Genomic DNA, 17,393 nt, shown 5'->3' on the forward strand with positions numbered 1-17,393 from the left:
GAATGGGCCGCCGGGGCTCCCATAAGGGGATATACCCGCGTGACTGAGGATGCCAAGGCTTCCCGTTCTGCGCTCGAGGATTGGAGCCGCGCGCTTCAATACAGGAAGCAGATCGAGATCAGCGGCCATACAACGCTATTGTCGGCGCTCGGTGATCTGGTCGCCACGAAAGGCGAGAACCTTGCGCTGATCGGGGAAGATGGCGCGCTGACCTATCGCGCGCTGGTTGATTTGTCCCATCGCTATGCGCGCTGGGGATTGGAGCAAGGGCTGGAGCCAGGCGCCACCGTCTGCCTCCTCATGCCGAATTGCCCCGACTATGTGGCGATCTGGCTCGGTCTGTCGCAGATCGGCTGTGCCGTCGCGCTCATCAACACGAACCTCACGGGCGATGCGCTCGCGCATTGCATCCGCCTGGCAAATGCCCAGCAGATTATTGTTGCGAGCTTAATGCTGCCCCGCGTCACCGCGCTTTCCGCGAAACTGCCTGAGGGCATGGACATCTGGCTCCACGGCGAAAGTGACGAGATCCGTTATCCTCGGATTGACCTTGATGTCGCGACCGGCAGCTGCGATCCCTCCGAGACGCCGCGTGCGCGTTTGCCCAAGGCTCATGACCGTGCGTTGCTGATAAATACTTCCGGCACCACGGGCCTGCCCAAGGCGGCGTTTGTCAGCCACGCCAGAATACTCGAATGGAGCTACTGGTTCGCCGGTCTGATGGACGCACGGCCCGAAGACCGGCTGTATAATTGCCTGCCGATGTATCACAGCGTTGGCGGTGTCGTCGCGATCGGCTCGATGCTGACGCAGGGCGCTTCGATCGTGATCCGCACCCGCTTTTCCGCCAGCCGATTCTGGGACGATGTGGTCGATCATGGCTGCACGGTATTCCAGTATATCGGCGAGCTTTGCCGTTACCTGGTTCAGACCCCCGAGCATCCCCGCGAGCGCGCTCACAAACTGCGACTGTGCTGCGGCAATGGTCTTCAGGGCGAGGTCTGGGAGCGTTTCCAGGCGCGCTTCGCCGTGCCCCGCATCCTCGAATTCTACGCGGCGACCGAAGGCAATGTTTCGCTGTACAATTGCGAGGGCAAGCCCGGCGCGATCGGCCGCATCCCGAGTTTCCTGCGGCACAGCTTTCCTGTGGCGCTCGTCAAGATCGATGTCGAGACGGGCGAGCCTTTGCGTGACGAGGCCGGATTCTGCATCCGCTGCGCGGCCGACGAACCCGGCGAGGCTCTCGGGAAACTTCTGTCCGACAGTTCCTCGCCCGCCCGCCGTTTCGATGGCTACACAGACGAGTCGGCTTCAGCTCGCAAGATTTTACGCGATGTCTTCGCGCCGGGGGATCGCTGGTTTCGCACCGGCGATATGATGCGCAAAGACGAGGCCGGCTTTTTCTACTTCGTCGACCGGCTGGGGGACACGTTCCGCTGGAAAGGCGAAAACGTCTCGACCACGGAAGTCGCCGCCGTCATCGGCTCGTGCCATGGCGTGACCGACGCGGTCGTCTACGGCGTGGCGATACCGGGTGTAGAGGGCCGCGTCGGCATGGCCGCCATTGCCGCCGACAAGCGCTTCAACCTCGAAACTCTCAGAACCCATATGCATGCGAGCTTGCCGGACTACGCCCGGCCGCTTTTCGTGCGCCTCACGGACGGCATCGAGATCACCGGCACCTTCAAGACGACGAAGGGTTCGCTTTCCCGCGAGGGTCTGTCGAATGCTGCTCCGGAGTCGGCGGTGTGGTTCGATGACCGGACGCGACAGGCGTTCGTAAAATGCGACCAACCGCTGCTGCGCAAAATCTGCGACGGTGAATTGCGGCTGTAGTAGCTGCTTACTCACGACTAATTCCGAGAGCACTCGTCATGCTCGGCGAGGCCGGGCATCTACGCCTGCCGTCACCGCCAGAAGCAAGGCGTGAATCCCCGGGCTTCGCCGAGGATGACGTCGGGGAATTGTTACGAAGTGCGGCGGGTTAGATCGAGCTAAGCGACAATCCGGTCCACTAGCGCGCAGACTTCCCGCCTGAACCGAGACCGCGAGAAACGCAGAGAATTGGCGCGGCAAGCGTCACTTGTGATCGCCGAACCGATCGCCTCGAACTCCTCAATCGCCGCCGTAACAGACGCCGCATCCTGACGGTCGAACAAAACACCCGTGGGCGGTCCCTCTCCTTCACTCACGACGATGTCGGTCACACCGCCGCGCCGGAAAGCAATTACCGGCGTGCCACAGGCCTGCGCCTCGACCATCGTGATGCCGAAATCCTCCTCGGCCGCGAAAACCGCGGCTTTCGCGGCCTGCATCAGAGCGACAAGATCCTTCTTGGGGATCGCCCCCCGGAACTCGATATTTTTCGCCCCGCGCGCCGCCGCGCGCACGCTCGCCGCCTCTGGTCCGTCACCAACGACGATCAGGCGACGACCAGGCTGCTGCCTGAAGCTTTCCACCACCACTTCCGCACGCTTGTAAGGCACGAAGCGGCAGGCGAGGAGATAGAAATCCTCCTTACCGGCACCCGGCCTGAAACCGTCAACATTGACTGGCGGAAAAATCACGGTGGCCTCGCGCCGGTAGTTCTTCTCGATGCGGCGAGAAATATAAGCAGAATTGGCGATGAAATGATCGACGTGCTGGGCGCTCGCCATATCCCACTGCCGCAGCCGCGCGAAAAGCCAGCGCGCGTAGAGCGCCTTGAGCCCCCAGCGCAGCCGCGCTTGCCTCAGATACTGGTGCTGCAAATCCCAGATATAGCGCATCGGGGAATGGACATAGCTGATATGGATCTGATCCGGCCCAGTGATCACGCCTTTAGCGACGGCATGGCTGCTGGAGATGATGAGATCAAAGCCCGTGAGATCGAACTGCTCGATCGCAAGCGGCATCAGCCCGAGATATTTGCGGAACTGCTTCCGCGCCTGCGGAAGGCGCTGGATGAAGGTCGTATGGACCTTGCGGCCCTGTAGAAAGGCGCGGTCTTCCGTCTTCATGAAGTCGACAACCGCGAACACCTCGGCGGTGGGGAAACAGAGCAGGAGCTGCTCCAACACGCTCTCGGAGCCCGCAAAGGTTTCCAGCCACTCATGGACGATTGCCACGCGCATCCCGATGGTCGCTTGGGACGTCGCGCGCGGTGTCATCACCGGCGACCAGGCCGGGCCGAAATCACCGAAATCCAGATCAAGGCCAGCGTCGAGCTCCCAGTCCTCAGGGGCGTGATGGCCCTCGACTGTGCGGCATTTGGGAGCGTTAGTGAAGCCGGCAGGCGCCTGCTCTCCGACGTACGACATTCATATTCCCCGCGGCAGTCGCGATGATCTCGCGGCGCCGGATGTTAGATTTAGTTCCTGTTAGTTGCGCTGTGACGCCGCCTTTTCGAGGTATGTGACCCCAGCGCCACGCTTCGATTTGGCTAATGGGCAGATTTTCCCCGTCTTCAAGGTCACGGACCCACGGTTGCAGGGCAGGTAACCCCGGGGATCGGCCTCCATCAGGCGCCTTCACTGGGCTTGTCGGTCCAAGGGATAGCAATGTCCTCCTTTGGGCGAACTTTCCTTTTGGGGCCTGAGGCATGCAAAGTGTTGATCGAACAGCGGCAGCTTCGGTTTTGACACTGGTGTGTCTTCTACATCCGCCGCCGGACGAGCTTTCAATAACGTGATGGGACCGCCAATGACCGCCTGGACGCAAGCGTGATGCAGTTGATCATCGAGACCGCCGCTTTCCGGCAAGTCGAACGCGCCCACACGTCTATACAGATCTGCAAGCTATTTGCCGCTTCTGGCTCTACGTCATTGGAACAGCCCGCGCATCTACGCCTCATGGCTAGCTTGCCGCGTACACATCTTCGTGTGACTTCGGCAAATCGACACAGTAACGACAGGAGAACGTCATGGGGTCAGTAGTGGAGGCACTCGCAAATAGCGCCCGCCCTCTGAGCGCCTCGAACAAAGGGCTGAACACCATGAGAGTCGCACTCGTACACGAGTGGCTCACGACCTATGCTGGCTCCGAGAAAGTGCTCGAGGTCATGCTGTCGGAGTTTCCGAACGCCGACCTCTATACGCTGATCGACCGCCTGCCGGAGCAGCATCGCGCTGGCTTCAGCGGCAGGAAGATCAACACGACCTTCCTGCAGAAGGTGCCCTTCGTTCAGCACTTCTACCGGTGGCTCCTGCCGTTCATGCCGATGGCCATCGAGCAGCTCGATATGTCCGGTTATGACGTCGTGATCAGCAACAGCCATGCGGTTGCCAAAGGCATCATCACGGGCCCGGACCAGCTGCATATCTGCTATTGCTACACGCCGATGCGCTATGCCTGGGACCTTCAGGCGCAGTACCTCAAAGAATCGAACATGGAGCGCGGCGTACGCAGCATCCTGTCGCGATATCTCCTGCACAAGATCCGGATGTGGGATTATCGCTCGGCGCAGAGCGTCGACCACTTCATCGCCTGCTCCAACTATATCGGGCGGCGCATCAAGAAGGCGTATAATCGCGATTCCGTCACGATCTATCCGAACGTCGACACCGAGAAATTCGTTCCCGGCCAGGCGAAGGAAGATTTCTACCTAACCTCCTCGCGCATGGTCCCCTACAAAAAGATCCACCTGATCGTGGAAGCCTTCTCGAAGATGCCGGACCGCAAGCTGGTGGTGATCGGCACCGGGCCGCAGTTCAAGCGGATCAAGGCGCTGGCCGGTCCGAACGTGACCATCATGGGCTACCAGCCCTTCTCCGTCCTGCTCGACCATATGCAGCGGGCACGGGCCTTTATCTTCGCGGCCGAGGAGGATTTCGGCATCACGCCGATCGAGGCCCAGGCCTGCGGCACGCCCGTCATCGCCTACGGCCGTGGCGGTGCCGTCGAGACAGTGGCGAACGGCGTCAGCGGCCTGCTGTTCCACGAGCAGAGCGCCGAAGCCATCGCGGCGGCGGTTGTTCAGTTCGAGAAGGCCGAAGGCCAGTTCGATCCCGAGCGGGTCCGCGCGCATGCCCTGCGCTTCTCCACCGAACGCTTCCGTTCGGAATTCACCCGCTTCGTGCGCTCCCGCTGGGAGACCCACGCGAGCAAGCTCCACCGCGGTGGTGTGAGACCCCACATGGTAAATGAGGATGCAGCCTGATGCCCCCTGACACGATGGCCGAACTGACCTCGGAAACCCAGATCGCGTCGCAGCGAACGAAATCCGCCCTGATCACCGGAATTTCCGGCCAGGATGGCGCCTACCTGGCGAAGTTCCTGCTGGGCAAGGGCTATACCGTTCACGGCACCTATCGGCGGACGAGCTCGGTGAATTTCTGGCGCCTGGAAGAGCTCGGGATCCTCAACCACCCCAGGCTCATCCTGTCGGTCAACGATGTGACCGATCCGGTGTCCTGCATCCGCATGCTGGAAGCCGCCCGCCCCAGCGAGGTCTATAACCTCGCCGCGCAGAGCTTCGTCGGCGCGTCCTTCGACCAGCCGGAGACCACGGCGCAGATCACCGGCCTCGGCGCGCTCCACCTTCTCGAAGCGATCCGCACCGTTGATCCGACCATCCGCTACTACCAGGCGTCGACCGCCGAGATGTTCGGCCTGGTGCAGTCTATTCCGCAGTCGGAGGCGACGCCCTTCTATCCGCGCAGCCCCTATGCGGTCGCCAAGCTCTATGCCCATTGGATCACGGTGAACTATCGCGAATCCTATAATATCTTCGGTAGCTGCGGCATCCTCTTCAATCACGAGTCGCCGCTGCGTGGCCTCGAATTCGTGACCCGCAAGATCACCGATGGCGTGGCGGCACTGGCGGTTGGCGGCGAAACACCGATCCGACTCGGCAACATCAATGCCGAACGCGATTGGGGCTATGCGGAGGAATATGTCGAAGGGATGTGGCGGATGCTGCAAGCCGAGGAAGCCGACACCTTCGTCTTCGCCACCAACAAGACGAACACTGTGCGTGACTTCGCTACATGGGCGTTCCAGGCGGCCGATATCGAGGTCGTTTGGCAGGGCAGCGGTGTCAATGAGCGTGGCACCTGCCGCCGCACCAACCGCCTGCTGGTCGAGATCACGCCGGAGTTCTATCGCCCGGCCGAAGTCGAGTTCCTCATCGGCGATCCGTCCAAAGCCCTTGCCAAGATCGGCTGGGCGCCGGTCATGCCCGTGCGGGAGCTGTGCCAGAAGATGGTGGACGCCGATCTCCTGCGGCATCGCCGGAAGCACGCCACCGCCCGCGCTTTATCCGAGGCGCTGACGCTCGCGTAGGCGGCCTGGCCAAAGGGGGCAGCGGCGGTCCTCCGCCCCTGCCCTCGGCGCGGCCCGGACCGGCTCAGATCATCGCATCTGAGCCGGTTTTCTTTTGCCTGACGGGCGCGGGGGCGGCTTCAGCCACCGCCGGTTGCGGTCAGGCCTTCGCCCATGGCATCAGCCCGCCAGGAATTGAGCGGCGACCGCCACCCAGATGTATGAGCTTTTGACCGTGATCACCGGTGTCGGGGATTCCGCCGCGATGCTGCCGGCCGGGGCTGGCTTGATGCTGTGGCTCGTGATCAACGGCATGAGACGCGACGCGGTCTTACTGTTTGCCGTGCTGGGCGCTGGCGCCGCCGTGGTCCTGGCGACCAAGCTTGCCTTCCTGGGCTGGGGCCTCGGCATCCCCGCCTTGCGGTTCGCCGGCATCAGCGGCCACGCGATGCTCGCCTGCTCCATCATGCCGATTGCCGCCTATTTCATCAGCCGGCGTGCTGGTGTCCGCACGCGGATCGCCGCCGCGCTGCTGGGCTTCGCGGTCGGTGTGGCGATCGGTATTTCGCGGGTCGCGCTCTCGGCGCATTCATGGTCGGAGATCGTCGCCGGCTGCGCTCTAGGCGGCCTTGTGGCGCTGGTTTATTTGCGCTTCGCGTGGCTACCGCTCCGTGCGGCCTTCAACTGGTGGCCGATCATTGGCGCTGGAGCGACTGTGCTGATCGCGGCGCTAGCCGGGGTGCGCGCGCCCTCGGAACATCTGATCGTCCAGATGGCGCTGCATCTGTCGCGCCATGACGAGCCTTACGCTCGGCCAGGCCCGGTGGGCGCGGCGGCCTCGGGGAGTTGATCCCGGGTCGCACCGCGGCCCAGTCGGCCGGTAGCTAGTCTCCCTCGTCATGCTCGGCGAAGGCGGGCCGCCCGCGGCCGAACATCCCCGCCTTCTTCGTATCGCTAGCAAAGCGTGGATCCTCGGCCTTCGGCGAGGATGACGATCGTTAACGTCAGTGGTTCAGACAAGCTTTAGGGAAGTCGCCACCGCCCTCAATTACGCCCGTAGGTATCCTCGATGCGGATGATATCATCCTCGCCAAGATACGCCCCCGACTGCACCTCGATCAGCGCCAGGGGGATGCGGCCGCGATTTTCCAACCGATGCACGCAGCCGAGCGGCAGGTAGATGCTCTCGTTTTCGCGGATCAGGACCTCCTCGTGGTCCCGCGTCACCACGGCGGTGCCATTCACCACCACCCAGTGCTCGGCACGATGAAAGTGCTTCTGCAGGGATAGCTTGTGGCCGGGCTCCACCACGATCCGCTTGACCTGGAAGCGGTCGCCCTGGATCAGGCTCTCGTAGAATCCCCAGGGGCGGTAGCAGCGGTTATGCGACACCGCCTCCGGACGGCCCGCCTTCTTCAGTCGGTCGACGATCTTCTTCACGTCCTGGGCGCGGTTCTTGTGCATCGCGAGCACCGCGTCCTTCGTGACGACCACGACGGCGTCTTCAAGACCGACAACCGCCGTCACGATACCGTCACTCCGCACGTAGCAGTTATCCGCGGTTTCGAGCATGACATCACCGACCGTGACGTTGCCGCGCTCATCCTTCTCGCCCAGCTCCCAAAGCGCGCGCCAGCCGCCGACATCGGACCAGCCGAAATCCGCCGGCACCACCGCCGCGACGCTGGTGTGCTCGGCCACCGCATGATCGACGCTGATATTCGGGCATTCCGCGAAAGTCGCGGGATCGAGCCGCGTGAAGTTGAGATCCTCGCTGCCGGCGTCCATCGCGCGGCGAACCGTCTCCAGCACGCCCGGCGCATGCTCCGTCATTTCGGCCAGCATCGTCTTCGCCATGAAGACGAACATGCCGGCGTTCCACAGGTGCTTGCCCGAAGCGATGAGCTTCGCGGCGACCGCCGCATCCGGCTTCTCGAGGAACGCGCTCACGCCATAAGCGCCCGGCGCCTCTTCGATCTCCTCGCCGCGCTCGATATAGCCGTAGCCCGTCTCGGGCGCGGAGGGCTGCATGCCGAACAACACGATGCGCCCGGCGCGAGCGGCCGCTTCCGCGACATCGATCGCCGCGGCCAGGGTCTCGGTGCGCTGCATGGCGGAATCGGCGGACATCACCCACAGCACGGCCGAAGGATCATCCTTGGCGACCAACAGTGCCGCGGTCGCGATAGCGGGCGCCGTGTTACGGCCGGTCGGCTCCAGAACGATACGTGCATCCTCGATCCCAGCGGCACGCAGCTGCTCGGCGACCACGAAGCGATGCTCGTGATTGCAGATGACGATCGGCGGCGCGAAGCGGACATCCGTGGCGCGCAAAGCGCTCGACTGCAGCAGGGTCCGATCGGAAACGAGCGGCCAGAACTGCTTCGGAAAACTCTCACGCGAGACCGGCCAAAGCCGGGTGCCCGAACCGCCTGAAAGGATGACGGGGACGATCAGCGCGGCGCCGCTTTCGAGGCGTTCAGTCGACCGCACGATGGGGGAAAGAGATGTCATGAATGCTCCACGCGAAATGCGTTGAAAATTAGGAAAGTTAGTGAGCGCCGCTGCGCCCAAGAACGGCTGGAAGAGTCTTCAGCAGCACCGCGATATCGAGCCAAACGGTCCAGTTATTCACGTACCAGACGTCGAGCTGCACGCGCCGGGCATAGGAAGTGTTGCTGCGGCCGCTCACCTGCCAAAGGCCGGTGAGGCCAGGGCGAGTGCCGTAATAATGGGCGATGTCGTCGCCATAGAACCGCGCCTCGCTCTCCACGATGGGGCGCGGCCCCACGAGGCTCATCTGGCGCAGAAGAACGTTGATGAGCTGGGGCAGCTCATCCAGGCTGGTCTTGCGCAGGAACTTGCCGATGCGCGTAACGCGCGGATCGTTCCGCAGCTTGCGCGTGGCTTCCCACTCGGCCGCCAAGGCGGGGTCGGCGGCAACGGCTTCGGCAAGCACCCGCTCGCCATCCACCACCATCGTGCGGAATTTCAGGCAGGGAAAAGACCTGCCACCCGCCCCAAGTCGACGATGAGCGAAGAAGACCGGCCCGCCATCCAGCTTGTTCAGCAAGATGACCACGAGGAAGACCGGGCTCGCGAGAAGCAGCATGACGGCGGCAGCCGATACGTCGATCGTGGCCTTGACCGCTTGGGATAGGCGCCGGGATAGCCCGTGGCGAACCGAAAGCATGACGGCGTCGTGGCTGAAGAAGCGCGTCGCCTCCCAGGCGAAGGCCGGAAAAGCATGGGGCTCCGGCGCAATCGCGAAAGGCACCCGCTCGCGAAGCGCGCAGCCGATGACCTGGCGTTGCAGTTCCTTGTCGCCGTCGAGCGCCAGAAGGAGGCGATCGGCGCGATACCGCTCGACCAGCGGCCAGAGCTTGGGGCCGTTCGTGACCGCCATGACGGAGGCGGGGTCGACCCGGCCGACAACCTCGTAGCCGAGTCCTGGGTCAGAGGCCAAAGCCGCCTCGGCGGCCAGCGCGCTTGCTCCGTCGCCGATCAGAACGATCGACAAGGTCCAGGCGCCGGTCTGCGTCAAAGCGCTCTTGGCGAGCGAATTGGCAACGATCGCGAAGACCGGGAAAAGCCCGAAGATCACGATGGTGGGCGCCCGGCTGATGATATCCCGGTCGAGCGCGCCCAGGACCACTTCGGCCGAAATGGCCCAAAAGGTCGTCGAGAGGATCAGCTTCATCTCGGTCCAGAACGGGATCCGCTCGCTGTAGCGGCCCTTGAAAGCAAGGTAGCCGGTCGTTACGACGTAGAGGATCAGGACGTCGCGTAGCGCCCAAACCCCATTCGGCTGCGCCTGCATGGCCAGCGCGCTGGACAGAAAAGCGCCGCAGCAGGCCACCACGATGACCGAGAGGATGATCGCGATACTATCCGCTGCGAACAGCGAAACGGTGCAGGAGATGGGCGAGGAGCGCGGCCGGTCCGAAGCAAGAACACCGCTTTGCGTCAACGCCAATTCTTCAAGCACTTGTTGACTCTTCAATACTGTCAACGACCTCTCCTCAAGACCACATTTGCGGCGGAGTGCAATCTATGACGCCCGCCTGTCGCTGCCTTGCCGGTACTTCAGGTGCACCCGCATGAGGGATTGGTGCAATTTGCTTAGACGAAACCGGCCAATCATCCGAAGGGAGGTACCCGGATGATAGGCGGGATAGCCGCAAGGACAGGTCGACAAGGACGAACCGAGGCTGCGGAATCGGCAATTGCCGAGGTGGAGCCCGGCCCCCTCTCCGGCCAGGGCCGGCCGGTGACACGGTCGGAGTAAATTTTTCAATTAGCTCCGAGTGTTCTTGCCATCCGACAACATTCACCGTTAGCTTCGTGAAGCTGGGGGTTCCGCCTTCAGCCTTGGACGGTCCGGCGTCCCCACAGCGACGCGCCGCGTCGGTCGGATCGTGTTTGGACAAAGGGCTCGGACGGATTCTCGCGTGATGCAGCTAGTGCCGTTTCGAACCAGCAGCCCTTCAGCCGGGTCATCCCCGCGGAATAGGGTGCTGCTTGGCCTGCTCACCACCACTCTGCTGACGTGGTCCCATCCGCTATGGGCGCAGACGGCGGAGGCGTTTTTTCCCTCTGCCACCTCGGGCTACGACCAGGAACTCGGGGTGACGGTGCTTTCCCGCTTGCGCCCGGAATATGAGGCCCCAGGCATCCAGCTCGGCAGCTTCACCGTTCGCCCCAATTTGGATGAGTCGATCTTCGACAATACGAACGTCAACGGCGGCACCAGCTCGGGCAATAACACCGGGAGCTGGGGCTCGCGGACCTCGGCCAACATTTCCGCCCAGTCGGATTGGAGTCGCGATAGCCTCGCGGCGACGATCGGGATGGACCACTTCCAGTTCTTCGACCTTCCGAGCGAGAACTATACCGATTGGAACGTCGGGCTCGCGGGCGGCTATACGATTGGCGATAGCCAGCTCACGGCGGCCTATTCGCATCAATCCTATCATCTGCTCGGCACGGCGCTCGGCGCGGTGCAGACCGAGACGCCTTCGCTCAATCAAACCGATTCGGCTGAGCTCTCCTACACCTTCAATTTCGGCCGCTTCTCGTTATCGCCCACCCTCGATGTCAGCGCCTATCGCTATGGCGACGTGACCTTGAATGGGATTGAGCAGAACCAGGATTATCTAAACCGGGACGTGGTGGCTGGCGGATTCAACGGCCGCTACGCTCTGACGGATAAAAGCGGCATCATCTTCGTCGCGCGTGCGGTCGATTCGCACTACATCAGCCCGGCCGCAGGACAGCCCAGCAACAACTCGAACAGCTTCCTCGCTCTCGGCGGCCTCGACTATCAGGCGGCGAGCGTCTGGCGGTACAGTCTTCTGGCCGGTGTCGAAACGCGGGTGTTCCAGGCGTCGCAATACGCAAGCCACACGGCGCCGATCGTCGCCGCGACCGCGATCTGGACGCCGACGGGGGTTTTAACCCTTACGGGTGTGCTCTCCCGCGAGATCGAGGACCCCCAATCGGCGGACACGAATGGCTACGTGCTTAGCCAGGCCCGGCTGATCGTCGATTACGAATTGCTGCGCTACGTCTTGCTGCAAGGCCGCGGTGCTTTCGAAAACGCGAATTATCTCCTCGGCGGCAGCCAAAATGCGATAACGGTCGGCGGCGGAGTCACCTGGTTGCTGAACCGGAATCTGCAGCTATCGCTCAGCGACGATTATACCCACCAGACCTCGGCGGGAAATATCGCGCAATCATCCGCCCCCAATGCGCAGCAGACCGGCGCCTTCGACCAGAATCTCCTGGCCCTCACCCTGCACGTGGGACTCTGAGGCGGCGGCTTAGGGTTTTCTCCCGAAGATCGGCGCCCGACTAGGCCCAGGGACAACCGAACAATCCTGGGATATTCGCCCGACACTACGGCGAAGATGACTTTGGTCTGAACCGCGTAGATTCCGCTACGTCATGCTCGGCGAAGGCCGAGCATCCACGCCTTCCTTCCCGACGAAGGCAAGGCGTGGATGGCACGCCTTCGCGTGCCATGATGGGTCTTTGGATCGGCCTTCGCCGATGATGACGTTAGAGGTGCAGGCGGATTTCGCTCGCCCCCGTCTCAAAGCCCTCACCACGCGCTAAGGGCCGGAAGCTTTCCGGCCCTCAGTTCCGCCTAGGTGAGAGCCGCCATCCCTCGGCGCATTGCCGAGGGATGGCATAGCCTTCGATCAGAAATAGCGCTCGAAGACCGTTACGACGTCGCCCGGCTCAAGCGGCGTCCCGCGCATGGCGCGTCCCTCGAAGGAATGACCGTTGATCGTCCGGAGGATCGAGACGTATCCCGTCTGCGCCCGATAGGTGAAGCCACCCGCGATCGCGACCGTGGTCAGGGCCGTCATGCCCGGCTCGTAGGGATACTGGCCTGGCTTGACCACTTCGCCCAAGATGAACACCGGCCGGAAGGTCACGACCTCCACCGAGACGCTGGGACTGACAAGGATCTTCTTGTCTCTCAGCTCTTCCGCGATGTTTGCCTCAAGCTGTGAGGTGGTCAGCCCGCTGGCCGGTATCGGCCCCAGCAGTGGCACCGAGATATTGCCGCGATCATTGACGGTGAACCGCCCGGTCAGCTGCTCCTGGCCAAAGATCACGATTCGCACCTGCTCGCCGGTGCCGAGCCGGTAAGGACCAGCTTGCGTGGCGGGCAACGGTGGCAAATCGGAGCCGGGAGCGCAGGCGGCTAACAATAGACAGGCCGCCGCCGTGGTTGCGGCCGCTTTGCGGAAGGCTAGGAAGACAGAGGTAATACGGTGCCTCTGAAGGGCGTAAAACAATTTCATCACCAACACCTGGAGAGGGTTGCGAGAGCATAACTACAGGAATGACAGCGTGCTAGACGAATTTTGCTGTTAGCGAGCTTCGGTAAGCATAATAGCCCTCCGGTGGCGCCGCCATGGCCGGGCCACGGGCTGGGGTTTGGGTTGCTGCAGGATTGTCCAGGCGCTCGCTGACACTCCTGCCGCGGAGGCGGTTTCGCTCGTATCGAGCGTCGCGCCCCAGGCATCATGCAACAAGGCGAGGACCGTGGGAGGCGGCGGACCAAGCGGCAAGCCGACCCATCCTTTGCCGGTCAAAGCGCGCTCGACCCGGTCGCTATAGGGGTTCGCCAAAGCGAGAGTCTGCGAGTGATAGAAGCCCGCGGCCTGCTTCCAGTCCCCCACCGACGCATGAAGCGAGATGAGGAACCGGGCGGCGTAGTCAGCATTCTGCGCGGGGTCGAAAGCGTCATCGACGGTCTGGAAGGCGTGCGGGTGATAGAACAGATTGACCTGCATGCAGCCGGTATCGATCGAGGCGATGCCTTTGGCCTGAGCCTGCTCCACCCACTTAACGGCTTGCGGCTTGGTGTCGAAATAGAAGCTCTGGCCCTGCGACTGTACCGTCCAGGGCCACGGCTCCAGCCGATGGGTCGCGGGGTCCGGGCGTCCAGACTCCACCTCACCGATGGCAAACAGCAGGCCATGCGGCAGGTGATAGCGCAATTCGGCGGCACTTATCGCGCTGGCGCAAGCACCGGCCGAATCGACCGCCGGCTCAAGCCCATCAGCACGCGCTGCTGCCAAAGGAACGGCGGTTGCGAGGACGGCGCAGAAGGCGAGGTCCCGCCAATTGCCACGGATCGCTTTGAGGGCGGCCCTCATCACGCGCTCCGCACAACATCACCCAGGATCCGCGCCGATGCGTCCCAGCTCAGGGAAGCCGCACGCGCCAGCCCCTTCGTTCGGAGTTCGGCCGCGAGCCCTTCCTCGTCCAGCAGCCGTTCGACCGCCGCGATGATTGAGAGCCGGCCGTCACTGGTGAAGTAAAGGGCGCTGTCGCCGCAAATCTCCTCGACGGCGCCGCCGCCCGAGGCAAGCACCGGACAGCCGCAAGCCATTGCCTCGACCGGCGGCAGGCCAAAACCTTCGTAGCGCGACGGGAACAGCAGGCAGGCCGCGTTCTCGTACAGGGCCCGCAATTCGCCATCCGTCGTTCGGCCAAGGCGTTTTTCGCCGAGGTCATTCGCCTCGGCATTCTGGAAAACGTCTTTGTTCGAGCCGCCGGCGACCGCGATGACCATGCCGCGCGTCTTGAGCACAGCGGCCACTTCGCGGAGAGCCGTCAAATTCTTATGCGCGACCCTGCTACCGACGACGAGCGCGTATCCTCCCGGCCGCAGCCCATGGCGATTCAGCGTGTCAGGATCGGCTGGAACCCGCAGAACGTGGTCTGCGCCTTCATACATCACCGCGATCCGGGCGGGATCGATGCCGAGCCGCGATGCGATACGGTCCCGCGAGAAGGCCGAAACCGTCACCACTTTGGCGCCGGTCTTGACCAGCATGTGCTGCAAAGTCTTGTACCAAAGCCGGAAACGCAACGAGTAGGATTCGGGTGTGTCGAAGATACCGGCGTCATGAATCACGACCACCTGGCGATGCCCCGCCAAAACCGGTGCGGTATTGCCGAGGCTGACCAGGGTACCGCCACGGGCAGCTTTCGGCAGCTCGATCTGTTCCCAGGCGTGACCGCTCCGGTGCCCGACTTTTCGTGACTGCAACAGCCCATAAGGAGTGGCACCACCACGATCTGCCGGCTCGTCAAGCTGTGGCGTGAGCAGCGTCGTCTCCGGCCACTCGCCCCGCAGCATGAGGCGATCGATCGCGGACACGACTTCCGCCGAGAAACGCTGCACGCCGGTAACGGACTGGCTGCGGAACCTGCCGTTGAGGAAGACAGTCGCGGTCATCGGGCATAGTTCCCTTGCATGCCGACCTTGTCGGGGGCCATGCGGGCCGCCACCATCCGATAGGCGTGGCAGCCCGTGAGCGGCACCAGAACGATGCCAAGGATCGCTAAGTTCATCCGCCGTTACGCTTGGATGGCGTGGTAGCCGTCGTAGTGGCGGAAGGCGTAGGACATCCGGCCGCCCGAGATCGCCGCCGTGCGAAGATCGACCTGCGTCATGACCACGCCCATGATCTGGGCGCCGCTTCCACGCAGCAACCGCACCGCGTCCGACACCGCGCTGCGCGACGTGCTTTCCCAGCGCACGACTGCCAGCGTCGCATCGGCCTGGCGTGCCAGCACGAGCGCGTCGGCAACCGGCAACACTGGCGGCGTGTCGAGGATCACCAGGTCGTATTGCGAGCGAACGGTCGCGAGCAGCGCGCTCATCCGCTTCGATGCCAGCATTTCCTGCGAATCGGCCTTTACACCGCCGGCGAGAATGACGTGCAGATGGCGCTCCGGCTTGCGGATGAGGCTATCCGTACGTCCCAGGCTGCCACCCGAAAGGATCTCGCTAAGCCCAGGCCCAGGCTGCATGCCGAAGTAATCGCCGAGCGACGGGCAACCGAAATCGCATTCGAGAAGGAGCACACGCCAGCCGGCAGCCGCCGTGTTACGCGCCAGCTCGACCGCAAAGACCGACTTGCCTTCCTTCGGCAGAGCCGAAGTCACCATCACGAGTTTCGGACGATCCTCGCCGAGCACCCGCATCTGGCCGCGCAGCCTGTCGAGCGAAGCGCCCATCGCAGCCGCAGCACGGCCCTTGCGGCGGCGGCGCAGCGTATTCACCCGCACCTTCGGCATCAGCGCGAGGAGCGGCAGGCCGAGGATACCCTCGACTTGCTCCGGCAGGCTGAAGCCTCCGCGTAGCCGCTCAATCACGACAGCGAAGATCACACCGAGGGCAAGCGAGAGAGCCGAGGCAAGAGCAAGCAGGCGTGTAACCTTCGGCGCCGATGGAGCGAGCGGCGGCTCGGCGGCCGAAACCAGCGAGGCGTCGGGCTCCTGAATACCCGCGACGTTCGCAAGCTGCGCGGCGCGGCTGAGGAAGCTCTCATAGATGTTCCGTGTCGCCCGTGCCTTCGTCTCAAGAGTCTGGAGGCCAAGCTCGGCGGAATTTTCCTTGCTCACCGCACTGCGCAGCTGCTCCATCCGTTTCGTCAGCGACGTTTCTTGCGAGCGTGCCGCGTCAACCTGGCTCGCGAGACTGCCGGCCACGTTGGACATCTGTTGCGAGGTTTTTGCCTGCATTCTGGCGAGCTGTGCCCGGATCGCGACGAGCTGAGGATTGTTCGGACCCAGCGTCGCGGAGAGCTGCGACTCGCGGCCAGCAATCGATGCCGTCTCGCTGATCAGCCCCGCAACCACGGGAGAGACCAGAACGGAAGGCAGGGTGCTGGTGGTCAACGCGCCGCCACCGCGCAGAGCGAGCTGCGCCTGAATGAGCTCGCCTTCCTTCTCGGCACGGTCACGTGAAACCTGGATGAGTTCATGGCTGAGTTCGTCGAGCTGCTGGCGATTGACGGTCGCCGTCCATCCGCCGCCACTCGCGGCGTCGTTCGGGGACTCTTCGCCCAGTCCATGTCCCAGGCGATAGCTTTCAACCGCAAGATCATCCGCCCGAACCTGGTCGGCAAGGGATGCGACCTGACCCTGAAGCCAATCATGGGCGCGCTGCATCGCCGCGAACTTTTCCTGCACCTTGAACGCGAGGTATTGTTTCGCGATTTCATTGGCGATCATCGCGCTGAGCTTGGGATCATGGGTCGTTACCGCGACGCTCAGCAGGCTCGACCGTACTTCGTTGCCGAAGCTGATCTTGGTGCCGAGGATCGCGGCCGCTATGTCAATGGCGTCTTCGTTCGACGTCTGCGGCGTGGCCCTTGGCGGCTGGTCGGTAATCTGTTGCAGGTAATCCATCGCGCGGGTCATGAGACCAACGTGATGTGGCGCGAACTCCTCATTCTTGGTGAGCTTCAGCGCCTTGACGACGCCCACCGCCAAGGCCGGCGAGCTGAGAATGTCAATCTGCGTTCTCACCAGGCCGCTCACGTCAGTCGAATCGGAGGATATGGCCTGCAGGTCGCTCACCTGAGTCCGCTGGGGCTCGATGATAATCTGCGCCTCGGCCGTGTAGCGTTTGGTCATCCCCTTGACGACCACTCCGGTCAGTCCGACGCCGACGGCGAAGGTCAGAAGGATCACCCAGAAATGGCGACGCAGGATAAGTCCTGCACGCCCGAGAGGAACCGCGGCGGGCTCTAATCTTGCCGTCGCATCCATCGCCGACGCATAGACGTCCGGCGGAGCGGATTCGAAAGGCCGTTGAATCATCCTGTCATTCATGA

The 17,393-nt window shown here is 63.0% G+C and carries 12 protein-coding genes; 5 read left to right on the top strand and 7 right to left on the bottom strand.

The features are described from left to right. Positions 1–39 precede the first annotated feature (39 nt). On the top strand, positions 40–1,836 hold the full coding sequence (locus tag GSQ83_RS04550) for a long-chain-acyl-CoA synthetase (protein ID WP_158801697.1): 1,797 nt from the start codon (positions 40–42) through the stop codon (positions 1,834–1,836). Positions 1,837–1,994: 158 nt separating this feature from the next. Here GSQ83_RS04550 and GSQ83_RS04555 read toward each other — a convergent pair whose 3' ends face one another. Further along, positions 1,995–3,299: a glycosyltransferase gene (locus GSQ83_RS04555; protein ID WP_254065499.1), complete on the bottom strand. Its 1,305-nt coding sequence runs from the start codon at positions 3,297–3,299 to the stop codon at positions 1,995–1,997. Between the two features lie 728 nt (positions 3,300–4,027). Between GSQ83_RS04555 and GSQ83_RS04560 the strand changes: the two genes are divergently transcribed. The 3 genes from GSQ83_RS04560 (at position 4,028) to GSQ83_RS04570 (ending at position 7,090) form a co-directional block, all read left to right on the top strand. Continuing rightward, the gene (locus GSQ83_RS04560) at positions 4,028–5,137 is read left to right on the top strand and encodes a glycosyltransferase family 4 protein (protein ID WP_254065500.1); all 1,110 of its coding nucleotides are present in this window, start codon (positions 4,028–4,030) and stop codon (positions 5,135–5,137) included. Then, entirely contained in the window at positions 5,137–6,261 is a 1,125-nt protein-coding gene (gene gmd / locus GSQ83_RS04565) for a GDP-mannose 4,6-dehydratase (protein ID WP_254065501.1), read from the top strand. The genes GSQ83_RS04560 and gmd overlap by 1 nt, the downstream gene beginning before the upstream one ends. Positions 6,262–6,457: 196 nt before the next feature. Then, positions 6,458–7,090, top strand: a complete 633-nt coding sequence (locus GSQ83_RS04570; protein ID WP_158801698.1) for a phosphatase PAP2 family protein — start codon at positions 6,458–6,460, stop codon at positions 7,088–7,090. Between the two features lie 194 nt (positions 7,091–7,284). Here GSQ83_RS04570 and GSQ83_RS04575 read toward each other — a convergent pair whose 3' ends face one another. Then, positions 7,285–8,754 (bottom strand): mannose-1-phosphate guanylyltransferase/mannose-6-phosphate isomerase, encoded by a 1,470-nt coding sequence (locus GSQ83_RS04575; protein ID WP_158801699.1) that lies wholly within the window; start codon positions 8,752–8,754, stop codon positions 7,285–7,287. 37 nt (positions 8,755–8,791) lie between these two features. Next, positions 8,792–10,228: an exopolysaccharide biosynthesis polyprenyl glycosylphosphotransferase gene (locus GSQ83_RS04580; protein ID WP_158801700.1), complete on the bottom strand. Its 1,437-nt coding sequence runs from the start codon at positions 10,226–10,228 to the stop codon at positions 8,792–8,794. Positions 10,229–10,754: 526 nt separating this feature from the next. Between GSQ83_RS04580 and GSQ83_RS04585 the strand changes: the two genes are divergently transcribed. After that, positions 10,755–12,053, top strand: a complete 1,299-nt coding sequence (locus GSQ83_RS04585; protein WP_158801701.1) for an outer membrane beta-barrel protein — start codon at positions 10,755–10,757, stop codon at positions 12,051–12,053. A 390-nt stretch (positions 12,054–12,443) separates the two neighbouring features. Here the strand turns inward: GSQ83_RS04585 and GSQ83_RS04590 are convergent, their stop codons facing one another. The 4 genes from GSQ83_RS04590 to GSQ83_RS04605 form a co-directional block, all read right to left on the bottom strand. Further along, positions 12,444–13,055: a polysaccharide biosynthesis/export family protein gene (locus GSQ83_RS04590; protein ID WP_158801702.1), complete on the bottom strand. Its 612-nt coding sequence runs from the start codon at positions 13,053–13,055 to the stop codon at positions 12,444–12,446. A gap of 69 nt (positions 13,056–13,124) precedes the next feature. Further along, the gene (locus GSQ83_RS04595) at positions 13,125–13,916 is read right to left on the bottom strand and encodes a transglycosylase SLT domain-containing protein (RefSeq protein ID WP_158801703.1); all 792 of its coding nucleotides are present in this window, start codon (positions 13,914–13,916) and stop codon (positions 13,125–13,127) included. Then, complete coding sequence (locus GSQ83_RS04600; RefSeq protein WP_158801704.1) at positions 13,916–15,004, bottom strand: glycosyltransferase family 1 protein; 1,089 nt, start codon at positions 15,002–15,004, stop codon at positions 13,916–13,918. The genes GSQ83_RS04595 and GSQ83_RS04600 overlap by 1 nt, the downstream gene beginning before the upstream one ends. A 122-nt stretch (positions 15,005–15,126) precedes the next feature. Further along, positions 15,127–17,391, bottom strand: a complete 2,265-nt coding sequence (locus GSQ83_RS04605) for a polysaccharide biosynthesis tyrosine autokinase (protein WP_158801705.1) — start codon at positions 17,389–17,391, stop codon at positions 15,127–15,129. Positions 17,392–17,393: the final 2 nt, after the last annotated feature.

The organism is Acidisoma sp. L85 (assembly GCF_009765865.1).
In the GTDB taxonomy this organism is placed as follows: domain Bacteria; phylum Pseudomonadota; class Alphaproteobacteria; order Acetobacterales; family Acetobacteraceae; genus Acidisoma.

Coding starts and splice junctions, on each gene's coding strand:
- GSQ83_RS04555 (WP_254065499.1), bottom strand. CDS start 3,299: ATGTCGTACGTCGGAGAGCAGGCGCCTGCCGGCTTCACTAACGCTCCC.
- gmd (WP_254065501.1), top strand. CDS start 5,137: ATGCCCCCTGACACGATGGCCGAACTGACCTCGGAAACCCAGATCGCG.
- GSQ83_RS04570 (WP_158801698.1), top strand. CDS start 6,458: ATGTATGAGCTTTTGACCGTGATCACCGGTGTCGGGGATTCCGCCGCG.
- GSQ83_RS04575 (WP_158801699.1), bottom strand. CDS start 8,754: ATGACATCTCTTTCCCCCATCGTGCGGTCGACTGAACGCCTCGAAAGC.
- GSQ83_RS04590 (WP_158801702.1), bottom strand. CDS start 13,055: ATGAAATTGTTTTACGCCCTTCAGAGGCACCGTATTACCTCTGTCTTC.
- GSQ83_RS04595 (WP_158801703.1), bottom strand. CDS start 13,916: ATGAGGGCCGCCCTCAAAGCGATCCGTGGCAATTGGCGGGACCTCGCC.
- GSQ83_RS04600 (WP_158801704.1), bottom strand. CDS start 15,004: ATGACCGCGACTGTCTTCCTCAACGGCAGGTTCCGCAGCCAGTCCGTT.
- GSQ83_RS04605 (WP_158801705.1), bottom strand. CDS start 17,391: ATGAATGACAGGATGATTCAACGGCCTTTCGAATCCGCTCCGCCGGAC.